We start from the raw sequence: 18,154 nt of genomic DNA, 5'->3' as shown, positions 1-18,154 counted from the left end.
ATCTAGTATGATAAAACAAGCAGTTCTTTTCTTAATATACACGAAAGATGTACTTAAGAAAATAACTGCATTGCTTTTTGCAAAGTTTCCTTTAACTCTTTGGCAATAACTAATTGGATGTATTTTCCATCAAACATAAATTGGGTTTTCCTATCACTGTCTCATAATTGGAGGGTGAGGGGCAAAGCCATTGATAGATGCAATTACAGCAAGGTTCCTGATTACGGATTTTGAGCCATGATTTTCCTTCGGTTAATTCCCGATAAACGACGCTATGTGGTGTATCATTGATTGTTCCGATGGAAGGATCATTCAAATTTGCGTATATTTTACCATCAGGTAAAACGATTAGGTTACCAAATGAGAAAATATTTAGCTTTTGTTGGATAAAAACTTGACGCTTAGATAGTTCTATCTCTGAAATACTTTCTGAATCTATATAAAGATTGTTTTCAAAGAAAGATGAATTCTCCTCTGTATATATAGGTACTATTTCTACTTTTGATAGTTCATTCGTTTCTATACAAGAGTTTGCATTCTCATATTCTTTTTCCGAGCGGATAAGAAATATAAAAGAAACTGGAGGTAACTGCTTAATGGCTTTCATTAATTTTTCTATCACTGAATAATCGGATACAAGTACTGTATATGAAATCGCCTTATTCTCCCAATCCTGATTCGTTTCTATGTATTTTAAGAAATCATAATCCAGACAATAGACTGATATTCTTCTAAATCCAAAATCCAGAATGTCTGATAATAACCCTTTAAAGTTAGGGTATGATGCTACATCCCCCACTAATGCCATTTCTCTCAGATAACTGCATGCACGGGCATTCTTAACAAATGATGAAATACTTCCATGATCGAGTATCGAACTTGTTTGGACCGGGTGGTATACTGTTTGTTTGGTATAAGCAATATTCCCGTAATTACTTCCATTGATGTGGATAATTATTTTGTGAAGGTTATCAATGACATTGCCATCAATGCCTCGTTTATGTTCCCACTCGTAATATTTTACGTCATCCTGCACTTTCAGTTCCGGTTTCATTGATACCGGTCTCTTATTTAATCCGTCATCTAAAACCAACTGACCGCTCTCCGAAGAAATAATTTCATTTACCCATTCCTTGATTTGTGGCTTTTGTAGAAGTTCTTCCGACAAATCAACTCGGTATAGCTGATCAATATCGAGTAAAGTCTGAGCCAATTCCGACAGTTCTCCTTTGTTTTCAAAGTAGATTTTCTTGTAATTTTTTGCATTATAGATACATCCTCTATCCTGCTTTACCCACAGGAAAGTATCCGGGTATAAAATCAACCAATATTTTTTCATTCCACTATTATCTTATTACGACATTTTTTAGAATTTTGTTATAAAGCTCCGGATGTTTGTCCAAATAGTCCATGCTGTATTCTTTTTGCTTTTCAAGTTGCTTAGCTGACCAATAACTGTTACATTTGGATGTCTTATCATGTATATCGTCTATCTGATATACACATTGTGCACAAGTATGTCTGACTGCGCAAGTCTTACATTGGTTAACATAATGGAATATATATTCATTGTGCTGTTGGGCAGCTTGTTCCAGATCAAGTTCCACTTTATCATCCGTAATCTGTCCTAATGCAAACTCATGATTTATTTTTTCACATTGAAGAATACGTCCTTTTACTGTTACAAACATTTTTTTTGCAAAAGGAGGACATGTACCGGATGGTGGGAATGGAAGTCCTACTCTACCCAATAATAATTCATTGTAATTATTGAATACATTCCCTGTTTGATAGTGGATATAATTAAGAAGCATACCAGTTTCTGGACCTTTAATGAACAATTCTTTTTTCAATGCTTCACAATTAGTAGCTTTTTGTATACTCTCAGACATATTCTGATAAGTCTGATAAAACTCTTCTACCTTATCTTTACGAATTCCGGAGTTATTCAATGGAGAGATAGCAGTTTCTTTGCCAAATTCATCTTTAATAAAGCGATAAGCCGATTCGACTCCATTTCGATTGTGTAAAACGGAATTGAACATTACAAAATGCTTGAAATACGTAGGATACTTGGAACGTAATAACTGCACATTGGAAAAAACCTTATTGAAAGAGTTTTGTCCTTTGGCATCTACACGATAACTTTGTCCTTTTTCATCTCCATCCAAACTGATTAGTAAACGGAATTCTTTTTCAACCAAAAAGTCCATATATTTATCGAGCAGCATTGCGTTAGTAGTCATATTATAATGAAACTTTTTGCCGATAGGGTTTAAGCTTTCCAAATAATCAATTACCTGCTTGATAAAGGGTACATTCAATAATGGCTCTCCACCGTAAAAACTTATTGAGATCGGATTATTAACATCAGCACAATATTGCTTCTTCCAATATTCATAAAGATAATCAATAATTAACTTTGCTTTTTGAAAAGGAAATTTTAAATTTTCTCTTTGGTCGTATCCTTCATATAAATCTGCATACCCGCAATATTTGCAACGTAAATTGCAGGCATCAGTTACTTCAAAGATCAACTGCTTTAAGTTCATTAGATTATATTCTATCTCCATCGGGGATATTTTTCTAAACTTATCCATTGTGTTATTCTTTAAATTTGATCAACATTAATACCGGATTGTCATCTTCTTTAAGTTTAGAAGCAATCTCTTTCAATTCTCCCTCCAATTTACCGTCGTTATAATCTTTAAGTAGTCTTTCGGGAGTTATACGACAAAGAGCTGTGTTTTTAGGTAAATTTATTTTGCCGCCTTTCATTGGGAAGGAAATAGGAAGACGCGTAGCGAGCCGATAGAATTCGTCAGACTGTTTGTCGTAAATCATATTAATAGACGATATGCGCTCCTCGAATTTCATCTTACATGCTAAGAAAGAGATATATCTATCGGTAAAAAAATCAACTCCTACCAACATTGGGGGATCCATTTTATGTGTTGATGGATTCTTTATCATTATAGGTGTTAGCTTTCTCTCTTTCAGAGAATAAATAGTATCGTCTACATGTTCTGTAATCATAATATCTGGAGTGTTTTGAGACAAAGGGAATATACCTATAGATAGAATTGCTGTTCTTTTCCCATTTTTCATTTCCTTGGCTTTGTTACCCGTTCTGTTAGGTATGCAATAATTCAAAGGAGTTATTTCTCCTGTCTGTTTCGAAATAAAGAAATAAGGATTATCTCTTTTTCTGCAATCTTCCTGATTTGACTCATCCGCGTGATCCAGAAAGTAAACGTTATAGCAAAATAGATAATCTTTATCATAATTCATTAAACATTCAGGAAAAAATTTTCTAGGTAAAGCTAGTTCGCGTTTAAATTTTCCATCGATTGAATAAACGAAAATTTTTTCTTTATGAATATCTTCAACAAATAATTCTTCCTTTTTTTCATCTAGAACAATGTCATATATTTTGAAATATTCTTCCGGTCCTCCTCCACTGCGGTTGAAAGAATATAGACTCTTCCCTTTCCGGTTAAATACATGAATCTGACCATTGTCATTCTGATATATAATATAATGGTCTGAAACGACATTTGGACGAGGGCGATTAACTAAAGTACTATCATTTGTTTCTAACGGGATATATTCTATATTTGCGATGTCTTCCAAAATTAGTACCTTTTTAGGAGTTTTGGTCATATCAATAACTATTGGATCTATTCTAACATCCTTTACTGAATCGTTTGTAGTCTCAGTAGTACTGGATGATGTAGGTTTAGTGGAACAACCTGCTAGTATACAAACAATAACAATTAAATATTTCATATTATTTTATATAATTAAGTTCAATAATAAAGTAATTAATACCACATAAATGCATCTGGTGAGTATGCATCTGAGAAACGTACTCTTAAGTGGATTCATTAAAAAATAAATAAGAATTAGAGAACTCTCTCTACAAAATTAGTAGAGAGAGTCAATTGCAAAGCGTTTATTTCCTACTTATTTATCACAAGAGGTCATAAGCTTTGTTGCTTTATGCACTAATTGAAGCGTGCGTACTTGCATCGGGGCTGTTTTGATTCGCACTATTATTGTCAGTAGTGCTAGAACCACCATAATACGAATCATCAGGTCCCTCTTGCGGACCTTCGTATTTGCATCCGCAAGTCGCATTTGAGCAACGGCAACCACAAACATAGACTTCGGGTATGTCATAAGGTCCATAAGTGTAATCATCACCACCTTGACCACCCGTTAGAGCATTCATTTCCTTTCTTGTCATCTCGGCCTGGCCAAGACGATGCAAGTTCAAACTTTTTAAATTCTTCATCTTTAATTAGTTTTAAAAGATTAATAATAAAAAACAGTCATGATACAATATCTCTCATTTCTCACTTCCTGATATTTATCAATGTCTTTTCAGCAAAAAACAGATGAGTTAATTGATAAATACTAATACATAATTAGTTGTCAATAATGCACGCACAGTGCGGTAATTGTGAAAGCATCAACTAAATATCAATAGTAAAGTTATAAAAGAAATTGTTTTTTACATATCACCGACATATTGTCAGCAGCGAGAGTTAAATTTCCCGATAAAGATTCAATATCTTTTGTCGGAAAATCGTCAGATCATATTTCTCGAGAAATCTTTTTCGGGCGTTTACTGCTAAAACCTTAGCATAATCGGGTTGCTCAATCAGTTGTATCATTTTAGCAGACAATGCATCAACGTCAATTACCTGTTGTTTGCTATCATTCATAACAGGTACTTTCAGTCCTGAAATGCCGTTTTCTACAATCTCCGATAAACCTCCTGTATCTGATACAATAACAGGCAACTGGTTCATCATCATTTCAATAGCTACAAATCCAAACTCCTCATGGAGGGAACATACAATCCCCATATCCGCTATGTGATAAAGTTCATAAAGGACTTCCTTCTCTATTCTTCCGGTAAAAATTACTTGTGACCAGATATCTTTGGCTTCTTTCATCCATCTGTTAAAGCTTCCATCCCCTGCAATCAGTAATCTGGCATTTTTATATGTTTCCAGTACTTTCCTGAATGCCTGAATAAGAAAAACGATACCTTTCACTTCATCCAACCGCCCCGCAAACATCAATAGAGGGACTCCTTCCTGAATGTAATATTTATGTCGAAGGATTCTTTTTTCCTCTTCATCCACAGGTATATAGCAATCCTTTAGTGCGTTGTTTATTAATACGGTTTTCTTTGCATCTATCCGGCAGATACTTGTAAATGATTCCATAGAATGGCGGGCAATGCAAACAAATTTATCACATTGGGCAATCATTTTTGCATTTTCTTTAACGTCTTTGACAATGCCCTGCTCGCTATAATCGCGTTTTTTAGGTCTTTTTGCCAGAATCCGCTGGAGCTTGAGATTATCTCCCAACAGAGTTAAACTCCAATTGGAATAATGCGCGACTAATATGACTTTGCATCTAAACATTTTTTTTAGGTTGCTGACTAATGCCGGATTACCCATAAAATTCAGATGGAAGATATATTCAACGCCTTTCTCTACTGGAATGAATTCTTTCAGCAAATAAGCAATGTTTCGTGCATAATACTCACGACTTCGGGGATTACTGGAACTCATACCCGGAATAGAGATTAATTGGTATCCTCCTTCTTCTGTTACCGTTACTTCATCCCCTTCTGCATGAATATAGACGAGGCCAAACTCAATCTCTGCTTCTTTCAGACAATCGGTCAGTTGTGCAATATACGTTCCAATGCCATATACGGCAGCACGCGAATTACTGTTGAATATATAAACTTTCTTTTTCGTCATACACTTTCCTCCTGCATCATTTTAAGTCCAATTCCTGCATGACCGCCTCTGATTCCTAAATTTCTTCCTATGATAAAATTGAGTGGATCTTTTATCTGAATTTTAGCTATAAATCTGTCCAGGAAATCCGTTTCATTGGATGTTTCATTCTTATTGATAATATCCTGTAGAATGTCGGCGAGACGAAAACTTTCTTTGTCATCCGGGGTACTTGCTTGCAGAGCCTGTGCCAAATCAAAGATATATTCTTCGAAAATGCATGAGTACTTTCTGCCTGCACAACGGCTGATTACATAGGTTGCAATTCCTTTCAGCCCGTTTTCAACCGAGAAGTCTTTCACCCTTCTGACATCTCTCTCTAAAATTCGGTTGTCCAACTCTATCAAAACCTTGTTCGGGTCTGCTTTTACGAAATGGTTTCTAATTAAATATTCCATTCCCCAGGCAATACCTGCCAATCCGTTTCCGAAATCCGGGGAACAGTCGATGTGTATTTCTGCATAAATCTCATCAATGAGTTCCCCAGCAAATTTTTCGTATCTTTTACACCTCGTATACCTGGAATAATTCATGAAAAATAGGATAATTCCCATTTTACCCTCGAATAGCCCGATTTTGTCAGTAAAGCTACTGTGTAGCATTAAATACCTGGCGGTACGTTGTAGCACTTCCTGTTTATTCATAAGCTTTCATTTAATATTCTCTTCATAGGTAATAATATACGTTCCAGCAGAGACAGATCGTCCGTGATGATGTCTGCCTGGCCTTCCATTCCCGAGACGAAAGGCAGTATTTTGTCATAAGTAGTCGTTAGCCCATCCGGCAGGTCGATTTCAACTACATAATGATTTTTAGCCTCCACCTTGACCGAGATAAGAGAGATATTCTGTATCTTTCCTTTCACCAGGCCGAATTCGTTATCGGGGTAATTGCTGAATCTTATATTCACCTTCTGACCTACTTTTACTTTTCCCGATCGTTCGGCAGGGAGCAAGGCTTTCCCAATCAATTTATTGTTGGATGAAGGGATGACACTAAATGCGATATCACCGGAAATGATATTCTGATTTTCTATCCAATAGTTAGTGAATGTAACTTTCCCGGGTATGGGCGCAATCAGTGCATAGCTGATTTCCCATGCTTGTATTTCTGTTAATAACTGAATGGTTAATGACTTCAGTTGAGTAGTCAGTGTACTCTCTTTGTCGATGTATTGATATTCAGTATCCAGTAAATCTTCTTTCATTGCTGCCAGTTGAATACGCAGATTCTCAAGCGTAGAATGCATATTCTCCATAGAAAGCTGTCCGGCAATATATTGATTGTAAGTCGTTTCCAAAGCTTTGCCCGATACTGCCCCCTTTATGTGCAAGGTCGAATCTCTTTGATATTGTTTATACGCGATTGCCAGTTGTCGGCTCACCAGTTCTTCCTGATACGACATATCCTGGTAGTGCTTTTCATTTCTGCTGATCCGGTCTTTCATCATATCTATCTTGTCCTGATAGTACCCTAGTTTTCTGAACTGGATATATTGCGATAATGCCAGGTAATAGGATGAATAAAGTGCTTGGCAGAGCCCCAGATTCATCTCTTTTTGTGGCAATGAAACGATTGAATCGGGTGATGACATATATTTTTGAAGGAATTTTTTCAAGTAAAGGATATCTGCAGTTTTAGCCGGATTCTCTATGACTGCAAGATAATCTCCCGGTTGTACAAGTTGGTTGTCCTTCACAAATAACTCTTGCAGCTTGCCTGATGACTTTGCTACGATGTTGGCAGCAGGCTTGCTTCCGGTAAGCGTAATGGTGGATGTGATGGTATCCGGGTATTTGAATATGCTGCTGCCGATTAATAAGATTACGACGATGATAGCAACAGTGGTAATGCCCCAGCGTAATATCCATGGGGGAATACCACTCAGAACCTCTTGGAATTCTTCGCTTCTGAGTTCGATTATATCTTCTTCTTTTTTATCTTGCTCTTTCATCATATTATACTCCCAACTCTAACTGGTTTTTCACTAAGGTATAATAAGCTCCTTTCTTCTCAGTCAGTTCTTTATGAGTTCCTTCTTCGATTACTTTACCTTCATCCAGTACAATAATGTTATCAGCATTCTGCACAGTACTAAGCCTGTGTGCTACAATCACTACCGTTCTCCCTTTATAGAATTCTTTTAGCTTATCTAATATGGTTCGTTCATTATTGGCATCCAGCGCATTGGTCGCTTCGTCAAAAAACAGAAACATCGGGTTTTTATAAATAGTCCGCGCAATCAATAGGCGTTGTTTTTGTCCTTGACTGACACCGCTTCCTTCCATGCCTATTTTACTATTGTACTTTAAAGGGAGTGATTCAATAAAATCTTTAATGTTAGCTGTTTCTACGGCATACAATAGTTTCTTTTGGTCAACAGCCTCTTCACTCAGCGCAATGTTGTTTGCAATGGTATCGGAGAAAAGGAACCCTTCCTGCATCACAGCACCTGTATTCTGCCTCCACAAGTGCGGATTGATGTCTGTAAGCGAATAATTACCTACTTTTAATTTGCCTTTTACCGGTTCGTAGAAGCCTAATAACAACTTTATGATAGTTGTTTTTCCACTACCGCTGGCACCTACAATCGCTGTTACTTTATTTTGGGGGATAGTCAGGTTCAGATCCTCCAGTACATATTCCCTTTCAGCTCCGTCATAGCTGAAGCAGACATCTTCCAGTTTGATTGTTTTATCCTCCGGGAGTGTGTTTATTTTGCTTTCCACTGTTACGATCTCGTCTTCTTTATTATTGATCTCATTCAGTCGCTCCAAGCTGATTTTGGCATCTTGCAGGGATTGGCTGAAACCAATCACCTGACCGATCGGACCGGATAGCTGACCGATGATATAACTGATAGACATCATCATACCCAACGTGATTTCTCCGTCTACAACAGCTTTAGCTGCCAGGAATGAAATGAGAAGCGAAGTAGTCCGGCTGAAAAAGAGAGAACCCACTTGCTGAATCTGTCCCAAAGCAGTTCCTTGGATACTGATTTTAAACAGCTTCACTTGGATAGATTCCCATTTCCAGCGTTGCTGCTTCTCACAATTATTCAGTTTGATTTCCTGCATACCGGTGATAAGCTGTACCATATTGCTTTGATTGGCGGAAGCTTGGGCAAAACGGGCATTATCCAATTTGCGGCGATAACGCATAAAGGATAATATCCATGTTACATACAACGCATTTCCTACCAAAAAAACTACCAATATGGTCAGGTTATAATAGGCCATAATAAAGGCAAAAACAAAGAAGTTGAAGAATGAGAATATAGTGGTTAAGGTGGTTCCTGTCATAAATGACTGGATGCGCCCGTGATCTCCAATGCGTTGCATGATATCCCCGATGTTCTTTGCGTCGAAAAAGCGGATGGGCAACCTCATCAGTTTGGCAAGGAAGTCAGAGATTAGAGTAATACTTATGCGGGTATTCATATGCAGGCTGATCCAGCTTTGGATGAAACCGACTCCCATCTGGGTGACTGATAAGACTAACTGGGCAATAAGTATCAGAGTGATAAAGTTGAGATTGCGGTTTCCGATTCCTTGATCGACCATTGCTTGCGTAAGAAAGGGGAGGATGAGTGAAAATACACTTCCCAATAGCATCCCGGCTACAAGCTGGAAGAGCTGTGACCTGTAAGGAAACAGATAGCGGAGATAAAAAGACAAATTCCTTTTCTGTTGCTCCTGGTCATCGATCCGTTCGTAGAAATCGGGTGTCGGAGTTAATACCAAAGCAGTGCCTGAATCTTTTCCATCCTTCCGGGTGCTGATCCAACATTTCTGTATTCCGGATAGGTCCATGCTATTCTAAAATAGTTTAACGTTGAATGTTTTTATCATTATACCCAAGCATTGAAGAAATAATGAATAGAATATGCTTCTTCCAATTTGTTTTCCAGCTCTTCGGATTCATATCCCTGTCGGGATGGTATTCTTTCCAGGTTTCACTTAATATTTTAAGATCTTCGGGTAAGGGCTTTTCCTCTCCTGACCATAACTGGTGGATTATTTTCGGAATGTTGTTTGGTGTGTCGGGCTTTTTCATATTAACAAAGTTGCTTTGTAAAAATGGTGTTTTTATATTAGATAAAGTAATTTATAAAATTGAGCCATCCGAAAGATACAAGAATATTTGTGTGTTTCGATGCCGCAAGATAAGGAGTTTGGGTAATTAAAGCAAATAAAATGGCTGGCTATTTCGGACCAACTTCGCTTTTTGCTAAAAATAGCCCATTTCATCGAAGTTTTTTTGAATTACTCCTATTTATTTTTCATTTTTGGGGAATTTGACAGGCGTTTCTACAGTAAAATAAGAAGGTATTATGGGTAATTTGTTGAGTGCATATACCGTCACTCTTTTTTTTATGTCCCAAAATGAAAATCGGCTTACATTGTAAATAATTTCACAATGCAAGCCGACAAATTATTTAAGTCTTAGGTTTCTTCTATTATACGTTCTTCACTTTAATCAGGTACTCGGCAATCTGTACCGCATTCAGTGCGGCACCTTTCTTAATCTGGTCACCTACAATCCAGAAAGTCAATCCGTTTTCGTTAGTCAGATCTTTGCGGATACGTCCTACATAAACAGGATCTTTACCTGCAAGGAATAAAGGCATCGGATATTCTTTCTCAGCCGGATTATCCCGAAGAACCAAACCTTCACCTTTTGCGAATGCTTCACGAGCTTCTTCTACAGAGACCGGACGTTCAGTTTCCACCCAGATACTTTCGGAGTGAGCACGTAATGCCGGGACGCGAACGCAAGTAGCACTGACTCTGATATCAGAGTGCATAATCTTACGAGTTTCGTTAAACATCTTCATCTCTTCTTTGGTATAACCGTTTTCAGTAAACACATCAATCTGAGGGATCAGGTTGAAGGCCAGTTGATAGGCGAACTTCTCTACAGTAACAGGTTCGTTAGCCAATACCTGACGATATTGTTCGTACAGTTCGTCCATGGCAGCGGCACCAGCACCGCTGGCAGCCTGGTAAGTAGAAACGTGTACCGTTTTTATATGGGAAAGCTGTTCGATGGCTTTCAGTGCAACTACCATTTGGATAGTTGTACAGTTCGGGTTGGCAATGACGCCACGTGGACGCTCCAATGCGTCGGCGGCATTCACTTCAGGCACTACCAAAGGTACATCAGCGTCCATACGGAAAGCACTAGAGTTATCAATCATCACGGCACCGTATTGGGTGATGGTCTTTTCGAACTCTTTGGATGTTCCTGCACCGGCGGAAGTGAAAGCAATGTCTACACCTTTAAAGTCATCGTTGTGTTGTAAGAGTTTGACCTCGATCTGTTTACCGCGGAAAGTATAAGTTGTTCCGGCACTACGTTTAGAACCGAACAAAACTAACTCGTCCAACGGGAAGTTTCTTTCATCGAGCACGCGCAGGAATTCCTGTCCTACGGCTCCGCTTACGCCAACAATAGCTACTTTCATCTTTTTCTTTTGTTAAATGTGAATAATCGGATTATCTTCCTATTCTGCCGAATAGTAAAGAATTGGCTGCAAAATTATAACATTTTTGCCATATAAACGGCATTTTATTTAAAGAATTATTATGTATTCTCTTTCTCTACGAATTGGAGGTGTGCGAACTTTTTTGTTTGGGAGTTTGACACTTCAAAAAAGGTATCCAAAACGCCATTATAGCGTAATTAGGTACCTATTTTTTTAATTCGAATCCTACCATCATACCATCGTAACTTTCAGCTAATGAACTGACGGTTTTCAGTGCAGTACTATTGCTTTTGCTACCAATGAAAGCTAATAGTTTCAGAAGCTTATCCGAATTGAAAAGTAATTCCATAGATTCCGTAGTACAGTTTACTTTGGCATTTAGATTTATCAGTTTCAGATATTTTAATGATACCTGTTTGGTTGCAGCATTATATGAATAAGTTCCATTCATGGTACGTTTACCTACCTTGCTTGTAAAAGTACTGTCCGCATTGAAAGTAAAACTCATTTGTCCAGCTTTGATACCAACTTTAGTCAGTTGCTCGTTCAATTTATTTTCAGCTACAGAAGCTGCGGCAACTCCTCCTGCTTGCATTAACAGGTTTTCGGATTCAAATTCTACCGCGGAACCCTCATAACTCCAAGTTCCGGTCATGTCGATAGCTTGGGCTTGACCTGTTACAGCGTTTACTACCTTCGAAATGTTGTCCTTGTTGAATAGATCTTTTAAAGACTGTGCTTGGCTGTTGTTTGCCATCATTGAAAATGCTGCTACGAATGCAGCAAAGAATAACTTTCTTTTCATTTTTACTTTGTATTTATCTCTTTGTTTATGGTTTCAATATAGTCGAGGATTTCTGTGCGCCCGGTACGGTTCTCTGATGATGAAATAAAATAAGGAGGAAGCTCTTCCCATTGTTTCCGTAATTCTTGCAGGTAGGCATTAATATTCATTTTCAGGCGGCCACCTTTTAACTTGTCTGATTTAGTGAAAACAATAGAGAAAGGAATACCATTTTCTCCTAACCATTCCATAAATTCCAAATCTATCTTTTGAGGTTCCAGACGACTGTCTATGAGCACAAACAGATTGGTCATTTGTTCCCGTTCCAGAATATAATCTTCGATTACTTTCTGTATCTGTTCCTTGCCTTTTTGCCCACGTTTTGCATAGCCGTATCCCGGAAGGTCTACCAGATACCAACTATTATTTATCAGGAAGTGATTGATGAGCATCGTTTTTCCAGGAGTGGAAGATGTCATAGCCAGTCCTTTGTGGGAAGTCAGCATATTGATAAGACTTGATTTGCCCACATTGGAACGACCGATGAAAGCATATTCGGGGAATGTTCCTGCCGGACATTTCTTCACATCTGTGTTACTCATTACAAATTCTGCATTTGTTATTTCCATAATTCTTGTCAATTAATTCACCATTCTTTTTTATTAATAAACTCACTAAACCATTTATTAATAAACTAATGTGCCGTTTATGCATAAACTCCATTCCTTTTTATTAATAAACGAAAGATGCCTTGATTAAGGCGTTTTCAGTCGATTCTCTTTTGTGGACAAAGCCATCAATCCTGCAAAGGTAAGTGCTCCGTTCAACATAAGCAACTCATAACCGAATTTATATCCAAATTCTTTGTTTACCCACCAATCTGCTATATAACAAAATAAGGGTGAAGCTATGGCTATAAATGGAACTAAACGGTCATTGGTATGTTTGCGGGTGAATAATCCGAAAGCAAACATTCCGAGTAATGGACCGTATGTATAGGATGCGATGATATATATTGCATCGATTACACTTTTATTATTTAGCATTTCTACCAGGCAAATGAAAAATGCCAATAGAGCGGAAAGTAGCAAATGGACTATTTTTCTTTTACGACGTGAGATTTCTTCCGTATTTTTTCCCGTATTGAGTAGATCTATGCAAACACTTGTAGTCATTGCTGTCAAAGCGGAATCTGAATTGCTGAAGGCTGCTGCTATGATACCAATCGTGAAGAGTACCAATACCGCTTGTCCCAGATATCCTTGTGTTGCAAACATTGGGAGAATATCATCATTCATAGCAGGGAGTTCCAATTGCATTTTACCGGCTAGAGCCAATAACAGAATTCCAAGACATAGGAATAGAAAATTCAGTGGAATGAAAGAAAAACCGTAGCAATACATATTCTTTTTGGCTTCGTGCAAATTTCGGCAGGAAAGATTCTTTTGCATCATGTCCTGATCCAATCCGGTCATTACAATCACAATGAAGATGCCACTGAAGAATTGTTTGAAGAAGTTCTGTCGGGAGATCCAGTCATCAAATACAAAAATGCGGCTGTGTTCACTCTCCTGAATGGCCTGTATAATGCCATTGAAACCAATATCCAGTTTTTGAATTGTGAAATAGATGATGAAAAGTAATGCTGCAATCAAGCAGAAGGTCTGTAGAGTATCTGTCCATACGATTGTCTTAATTCCGCTTTTGTGAGTATATATCCACACTAAAGTTACCGAACCGACTGCTATTACCCAGAAAGGCACGTGTAATTCCTGAAATACATAGGTATGAAGAATAAGACAGACTAGATATAATTTAGCAGCAGTTCCTAACATACGCGATAACAGGAAGAAAAAAGATCCGGTACGATAGGAACGTATTCCGATTCGTGTTCCCAGATAACCGTAAATACTGGTTAGGTTTAGTCTGTAATACAAAGGAAGGAGTACGTGGGCTACGATCATATATCCGAAAAAGAATCCGAATACAGTTTGCAGATACGTCATGTCCATTCCACGTACCATGCCCGGTACAGATATAAATGTTACTCCGGAAATAGAAGCACCGATCATGCCGAAAGAGACCACATACCAAGGTGATTTGTTCTCTCCTTTAAAGAACGCTGCATTTGAATCGCTTTTATATCCGGTGATACGGGATATTAGCAATAATGCCGTAAAATAGCATGTAATAGTGGCAAGTATCATCATATCGGCTGCAAAGGTAATATTTTTTATAGGTATTTAAAAACAATATCTGTATCTTTGCGGTCGTAATCGATAGAACGATCATTTATTTATATGAATCAACAATATCCTTCTATACTGCTGGAAAAAGCAGTTGGCGAATTTTCCAAACTGCCCGGTATCGGGCGCAAGACAGCAATGAGACTTGTGCTGCATCTGCTCCGTCAGGATACAGCTACTGTGGAAGCTTTCGGAAACTCTATTATGACATTGAAACGTGAGGTGAAGTATTGCAAAGTATGCCATAATATCTCCGATACGGAAATATGCCAGATTTGTAGTAACTCTCAGCGGGATGCTTCAACTGTCTGTGTGGTCGAAAATATTCGTGATGTGATGGCGGTGGAAGCGACGCAGCAATATCGGGGACTTTATCATGTATTGGGTGGCGTTATTTCTCCAATGGATGGGGTAGGACCGGGCGATCTGCAAATTGAAAGCCTGGTGCAGCGTGTAGCGGAAGGAGGAATCAATGAGGTTATTCTGGCATTGAGTACTACAATGGAAGGTGATACTACTAATTTCTATATTTATCGTAAATTGGAAAAGATGAACGTAAAGCTTAGTGTGATTGCACGGGGAATCTCTGTCGGTGACGAACTTGAATATGCTGACGAAGTGACTCTGGGACGTAGTATTGTGAATCGGACTCTATTTACCGGAACTGTATAGATCATTAATTATTTTTTCTTGAACGAACATGGAAGAACAAATAAAACGTGCTGTCAGAAACTTAAATATCAGTTATGTCTTCTTTTGGGTCCTACCTGCATTTTTGTTAGGGGCAGGAGAGTTTGAGCTTTTTCCTGTTGGCACTCTTGCAGACGATGTACGCGCCACCTATTATTTTGAAACTTTCGGCATATTGTTGACTGCTGTTTGCGTACCTCTTTCTCTTAAATTATTTAATCTGGTACTGAAAAAGAAGATTGACCACATGACTATAACACTTGCTTTGAAACGTTATGTACAATTGAGTAATGTCCGGTTGGGATTGCTTGAAGTTGCTATCCTTTTGAATTTGCTGTGTTATTATCTGACTTTCAGTAATACGGGAAATCTGTGTATGCTGATCTGTCTGACTGCTTCTCTTTTCTGTCTGCCAAGCGAAAAGAGACTTAGAAATGAACTTCATATCAACAAAGATTAAAAAAGAAATGCGAAAAACATTCTTGGTGAACGACCGTATTTATCTTCGTGCAGTAGAGCCCGAAGATATGGACATAATGTATGAAATGGAGAATGATCCTTCTTTGTGGGATATTAGTAATTTTACTGTACCTTATTCCCGTTATGTGCTGCGGCAATATATTGAAGGTTCTCAATGTGATATATTTGCGGATAAACAGCTACGTCTTATGATTTTGCGTAAATCAGACCATTGTGTTTTAGGGACAATCGATATCACAGACTTTGCTCCATTGCATTCCCGTGGTGAAGTGGGAATAGCCATCCATAAAGATTATCGCCAGCAAGGTTACGCAACGGACGCTTTAAGATTACTTTGCGAATATGCTTTTGATTTTCTGTCTCTAAGTCAGTTATATTCTCATGTCGCTATCGATAATGAAGTTTGCATCAAATTATTTACTTCCTGTGGATTTGTCCAATGTGGATTATTGAAAAATTGGTTGCAAGTGGAAAGTACATATAAAGATGCTATCATCTTTCAATGTCTTAATCCTACTAAACAATAAAAACAAGAAATCGGCTAATTAAGAGAAGGTACTTGTGGAAAACGGGACCATGTTTCATACTTGCTACCTAGTTTTTCCAAGGCCTGTTTCCACATTCCTTTGATATTCGTGTTTAACAGATAGTCATTTTCCTCTTCAGAGACTAGCCAAGTGTTTTCTTTGATTTCATTACCTAATTGTTTACCTTCCCAACCGGAGTATCCCAAAAAGAAACGGATGGGTACATTGACATCATTTCCTTGTAACATATATTTTTTTATTTCATCAAAGTCACCATTCAAGTAAAGTCCTTTACCTATGGTAAGCGCACCGGGGATATTACTTAACGTATGGAGATAAAATAATGTATCGGTTGCTACAGGTCCCCCCTTATAAAGAGGTATATCATCTAGATATTGGAATTCTTTGATAATATCATTAGTGAATAGTGGAAGCCGTTTGTTGATTATTAATCCCATGCTTCCTTCTTCGGTATGGTCAATCAGTAAAATTACAGACCTCCCGAATGTTGTGTCACGGAGGAAAGGTTCTGATATTAAAATCTTTCCTCGTGACGGCAAAACATTATTAGACTCAATCTTAAATATGTCGGAATTGATATTCATGCCCCTAAATTAAGAAAAAAAACGGAATATCCTTCTTTTTTTCCTATTTTTTTATCATTAAGGACCAGTTTTATGAATTTTAGTATTCAGAATATCTATAAATCAGGTAATAGGGTGATTCTTAGCAAATAGTTTCATTCGCTCTTCAAGTTGTTCATATTGGTGATCTTGAATGAAAGAAGTGCATGCACGTAATCCTTCCTGGTGACTTCCTGTGGTGACCAATGAAATTGCACTGACACCATAATACATCAATTCCTTAGCCAGTTCGCCACTGGTCATTCCAGGATATCCAATGGTGAAATAGAATCCATCAGCTATGGGATCGTCAAGATCCTTGTCATATACTAAGTGGAATCCGTAACGAAGGAAAATATCTTTCAGCTTTTTGGCTCTTTCGCCATATACTTTTACTTCATCCAAGAAGTTGTAGCGACCTTCATTCGCCGCTTTTAGCATAGCGGCCATTGCGAATTGGGCCGAATGACTGGTTCCGGAAGAAAGCGCATAAAGTACCCGATGAATAAAAACAGTACCAAATGTACCTCCACCATAACGTTTCGTTAATCCGGGATAGCTTCGGTGATATAATTTGTTCGAGATGCAACTGACACCAATACGTTGTCCTGCATAACTAAATGCTTTTGAACCTGAGATCAACAATACATAGTTATCTGTGTAATGAGCAACTGTTGGCTGGAAAGGAGCCTGATTCGGTTTACTTAAGTCTTGGCGGAAATCCATTGCAAAATAGGCTAGGTCTTCCAAAACAATAACGTCGTATTGAGTTGCTAATTGACCAATAATCTGTAATTCTTCTTCTTTTAAGCAAATCCAACTCGGATTATTAGGATTTGAGTAAATAATAGCAGATATATTTCCTTTTCTCAGGTAACTTTCTAATTTCTCTCTCAGCTTCTCTCCGCGGTAGTCATAGACATCAAAGGTTTCATATTTTTGACCCATGACTACTAATTGTTGTTTCTGTACCGGGAATCCCGGATCAATAAACAGAATTGTATCCTTCTTTTCGTCACATTGGCTACAAGTCAGAAAAGAAGCAAATGTCCCCTGCATAGATCCGGTTACGGGCACGCAGCCTTCCGGATTCAAATCTACATTGATAAATGATTTGATAAACTTCGACGCTTCCTTTTTCAATTCCGGTAAACCATTGATATCAGGATATAAGCTTGCTATTCCGTTTTGCAATGCTTCTATTTCTGCTTTTACTCCAACAGCAGAAGGGGGAAGTCCCGGAACTCCCATTTCCATCTTTATAAATTCAACGCCGGATACAGCTTCAGCTTTCGAAGCAATAGCTTTCACTTCACGAATTGTTGCCTTGGAAAAATCGACAATTTGAAACTCATTTATTGTTTCATCAATCACATGTCGTTCAATTGGTGTATTTTTCATTCTATTTTCTATTTGATGTAATGCCTGCAAATGTACAGGATAATTCTCAATAAAAACACTTTTTGAGAAAAAAGATACAATAGC

The 18,154-nt window shown here is 37.9% G+C and carries 18 protein-coding genes; 3 read left to right on the top strand and 15 right to left on the bottom strand.

Annotation, left to right across the window (positions count from 1 at the left end):
- Positions 1-109: 109 nt before the first annotated feature.
- From CZ225_RS12920 to CZ225_RS12860, 13 genes are all read right to left on the bottom strand, one after another.
- Positions 110-1,339 carry a TIGR04150 pseudo-rSAM protein gene (locus CZ225_RS12920; RefSeq protein WP_077154380.1) on the bottom strand — a complete coding sequence of 410 codons (1,230 nt, stop codon included), beginning with the start codon at positions 1,337-1,339 and terminating at the stop codon, positions 110-112.
- Between the two features lie 7 nt (positions 1,340-1,346).
- Positions 1,347-2,600: a radical SAM peptide maturase gene (locus tag CZ225_RS12915; protein ID WP_077154379.1), complete on the bottom strand. Its 1,254-nt coding sequence runs from the start codon at positions 2,598-2,600 to the stop codon at positions 1,347-1,349.
- Positions 2,601-2,604: 4 nt separating this feature from the next.
- A complete protein-coding gene (locus CZ225_RS12910) occupies positions 2,605-3,789 on the bottom strand; it encodes a 6-bladed beta-propeller (protein WP_077154378.1) in 1,185 nt (394 codons plus the stop codon).
- A gap of 211 nt (positions 3,790-4,000) precedes the next feature.
- The gene (locus CZ225_RS12905) at positions 4,001-4,297 is read right to left on the bottom strand and encodes a TIGR04149 family rSAM-modified RiPP (protein ID WP_077154377.1); all 297 of its coding nucleotides are present in this window, start codon (positions 4,295-4,297) and stop codon (positions 4,001-4,003) included.
- A gap of 253 nt (positions 4,298-4,550) precedes the next feature.
- Positions 4,551-5,789, bottom strand: a complete 1,239-nt coding sequence (locus CZ225_RS12900) for a TIGR04157 family glycosyltransferase (protein ID WP_077154376.1) — start codon at positions 5,787-5,789, stop codon at positions 4,551-4,553.
- On the bottom strand, positions 5,786-6,472 hold the full coding sequence (locus CZ225_RS12895) for a glycoside hydrolase family protein (RefSeq protein WP_083714644.1): 687 nt from the start codon (positions 6,470-6,472) through the stop codon (positions 5,786-5,788). Before CZ225_RS12895 ends, CZ225_RS12900 begins: the two co-directional genes overlap by 4 nt.
- Positions 6,469-7,785: an HlyD family secretion protein gene (locus tag CZ225_RS12890; RefSeq protein WP_234983052.1), complete on the bottom strand. Its 1,317-nt coding sequence runs from the start codon at positions 7,783-7,785 to the stop codon at positions 6,469-6,471. The genes CZ225_RS12895 and CZ225_RS12890 overlap by 4 nt, the downstream gene beginning before the upstream one ends.
- Before the next feature lies 1 nt (position 7,786).
- Positions 7,787-9,643, bottom strand: a complete 1,857-nt coding sequence (locus tag CZ225_RS12885) for a peptidase domain-containing ABC transporter (protein ID WP_083714643.1) — start codon at positions 9,641-9,643, stop codon at positions 7,787-7,789.
- Positions 9,644-9,659: 16 nt separating this feature from the next.
- Positions 9,660-9,887, bottom strand: coding sequence for a glycosyltransferase family 32 protein (locus tag CZ225_RS12880; protein ID WP_077154375.1), 228 nt, complete (start codon positions 9,885-9,887; stop codon positions 9,660-9,662).
- Between the two features lie 403 nt (positions 9,888-10,290).
- Complete coding sequence (locus tag CZ225_RS12875; protein WP_077154374.1) at positions 10,291-11,298, bottom strand: aspartate-semialdehyde dehydrogenase; 1,008 nt, start codon at positions 11,296-11,298, stop codon at positions 10,291-10,293.
- Between the two features lie 226 nt (positions 11,299-11,524).
- Complete coding sequence (locus CZ225_RS12870) at positions 11,525-12,124, bottom strand: DUF4923 family protein (protein ID WP_077154373.1); 600 nt, start codon at positions 12,122-12,124, stop codon at positions 11,525-11,527.
- Between the two features lie 2 nt (positions 12,125-12,126).
- The gene (gene yihA, locus CZ225_RS12865; RefSeq protein ID WP_077154372.1) at positions 12,127-12,732 is read right to left on the bottom strand and encodes a ribosome biogenesis GTP-binding protein YihA/YsxC; all 606 of its coding nucleotides are present in this window, start codon (positions 12,730-12,732) and stop codon (positions 12,127-12,129) included.
- Between the two features lie 126 nt (positions 12,733-12,858).
- The gene (locus CZ225_RS12860) at positions 12,859-14,313 is read right to left on the bottom strand and encodes a sodium:solute symporter (protein WP_077154371.1); all 1,455 of its coding nucleotides are present in this window, start codon (positions 14,311-14,313) and stop codon (positions 12,859-12,861) included.
- A gap of 90 nt (positions 14,314-14,403) precedes the next feature.
- On the opposite strand from CZ225_RS12860, the gene recR reads away from it, so the two are divergent.
- From recR to CZ225_RS12845, 3 genes are read left to right on the top strand one after another with little or no spacing between them, the layout of a single operon-like run.
- On the top strand, positions 14,404-15,021 hold the full coding sequence (gene recR / locus CZ225_RS12855) for a recombination mediator RecR (protein ID WP_077154370.1): 618 nt from the start codon (positions 14,404-14,406) through the stop codon (positions 15,019-15,021).
- Between the two features lie 28 nt (positions 15,022-15,049).
- The gene (locus CZ225_RS12850) at positions 15,050-15,499 is read left to right on the top strand and encodes a hypothetical protein (protein WP_077154369.1); all 450 of its coding nucleotides are present in this window, start codon (positions 15,050-15,052) and stop codon (positions 15,497-15,499) included.
- A gap of 7 nt (positions 15,500-15,506) precedes the next feature.
- A complete protein-coding gene (locus tag CZ225_RS12845; RefSeq protein ID WP_077155816.1) occupies positions 15,507-16,046 on the top strand; it encodes a GNAT family N-acetyltransferase in 540 nt (179 codons plus the stop codon).
- Between the two features lie 14 nt (positions 16,047-16,060).
- Here CZ225_RS12845 and CZ225_RS12840 read toward each other — a convergent pair whose 3' ends face one another.
- Together CZ225_RS12840 and CZ225_RS12835 are read right to left on the bottom strand one after the other, a co-directional pair.
- Positions 16,061-16,651 carry a YqgE/AlgH family protein gene (locus tag CZ225_RS12840; protein WP_077154368.1) on the bottom strand — a complete coding sequence of 197 codons (591 nt, stop codon included), beginning with the start codon at positions 16,649-16,651 and terminating at the stop codon, positions 16,061-16,063.
- Positions 16,652-16,753: 102 nt separating this feature from the next.
- A complete protein-coding gene (locus CZ225_RS12835) occupies positions 16,754-18,070 on the bottom strand; it encodes a pyridoxal phosphate-dependent aminotransferase (RefSeq protein WP_077155815.1) in 1,317 nt (438 codons plus the stop codon).
- Positions 18,071-18,154 lie beyond the last annotated feature (84 nt).

The organism is Bacteroides bouchesdurhonensis, from assembly GCF_900155865.1.
In the GTDB taxonomy this organism is placed as follows: Bacteria; Bacteroidota; Bacteroidia; order Bacteroidales; family Bacteroidaceae; genus Bacteroides; species Bacteroides bouchesdurhonensis.
Note: the sequence above shows the minus strand (reverse complement) of the source record. Positions and strands in the feature narration are given on the sequence as shown.

Coding starts and splice junctions, on each gene's coding strand:
- CZ225_RS12920 (WP_077154380.1), bottom strand. CDS start 1,339: ATGAAAAAATATTGGTTGATTTTATACCCGGATACTTTCCTGTGGGTA.
- CZ225_RS12915 (WP_077154379.1), bottom strand. CDS start 2,600: ATGGATAAGTTTAGAAAAATATCCCCGATGGAGATAGAATATAATCTA.
- CZ225_RS12910 (WP_077154378.1), bottom strand. CDS start 3,789: ATGAAATATTTAATTGTTATTGTTTGTATACTAGCAGGTTGTTCCACT.
- CZ225_RS12905 (WP_077154377.1), bottom strand. CDS start 4,297: ATGAAGAATTTAAAAAGTTTGAACTTGCATCGTCTTGGCCAGGCCGAG.
- CZ225_RS12900 (WP_077154376.1), bottom strand. CDS start 5,789: ATGACGAAAAAGAAAGTTTATATATTCAACAGTAATTCGCGTGCTGCC.
- CZ225_RS12895 (WP_083714644.1), bottom strand. CDS start 6,472: ATGAATAAACAGGAAGTGCTACAACGTACCGCCAGGTATTTAATGCTA.
- CZ225_RS12890 (WP_234983052.1), bottom strand. CDS start 7,785: ATGATGAAAGAGCAAGATAAAAAAGAAGAAGATATAATCGAACTCAGA.
- CZ225_RS12885 (WP_083714643.1), bottom strand. CDS start 9,643: ATGGACCTATCCGGAATACAGAAATGTTGGATCAGCACCCGGAAGGAT.
- CZ225_RS12880 (WP_077154375.1), bottom strand. CDS start 9,887: ATGAAAAAGCCCGACACACCAAACAACATTCCGAAAATAATCCACCAG.
- CZ225_RS12875 (WP_077154374.1), bottom strand. CDS start 11,298: ATGAAAGTAGCTATTGTTGGCGTAAGCGGAGCCGTAGGACAGGAATTC.
- CZ225_RS12870 (WP_077154373.1), bottom strand. CDS start 12,124: ATGAAAAGAAAGTTATTCTTTGCTGCATTCGTAGCAGCATTTTCAATG.
- yihA (WP_077154372.1), bottom strand. CDS start 12,732: ATGGAAATAACAAATGCAGAATTTGTAATGAGTAACACAGATGTGAAG.
- CZ225_RS12860 (WP_077154371.1), bottom strand. CDS start 14,313: ATGATGATACTTGCCACTATTACATGCTATTTTACGGCATTATTGCTA.
- recR (WP_077154370.1), top strand. CDS start 14,404: ATGAATCAACAATATCCTTCTATACTGCTGGAAAAAGCAGTTGGCGAA.
- CZ225_RS12850 (WP_077154369.1), top strand. CDS start 15,050: ATGGAAGAACAAATAAAACGTGCTGTCAGAAACTTAAATATCAGTTAT.
- CZ225_RS12845 (WP_077155816.1), top strand. CDS start 15,507: ATGCGAAAAACATTCTTGGTGAACGACCGTATTTATCTTCGTGCAGTA.
- CZ225_RS12840 (WP_077154368.1), bottom strand. CDS start 16,651: ATGAATATCAATTCCGACATATTTAAGATTGAGTCTAATAATGTTTTG.
- CZ225_RS12835 (WP_077155815.1), bottom strand. CDS start 18,070: ATGAAAAATACACCAATTGAACGACATGTGATTGATGAAACAATAAAT.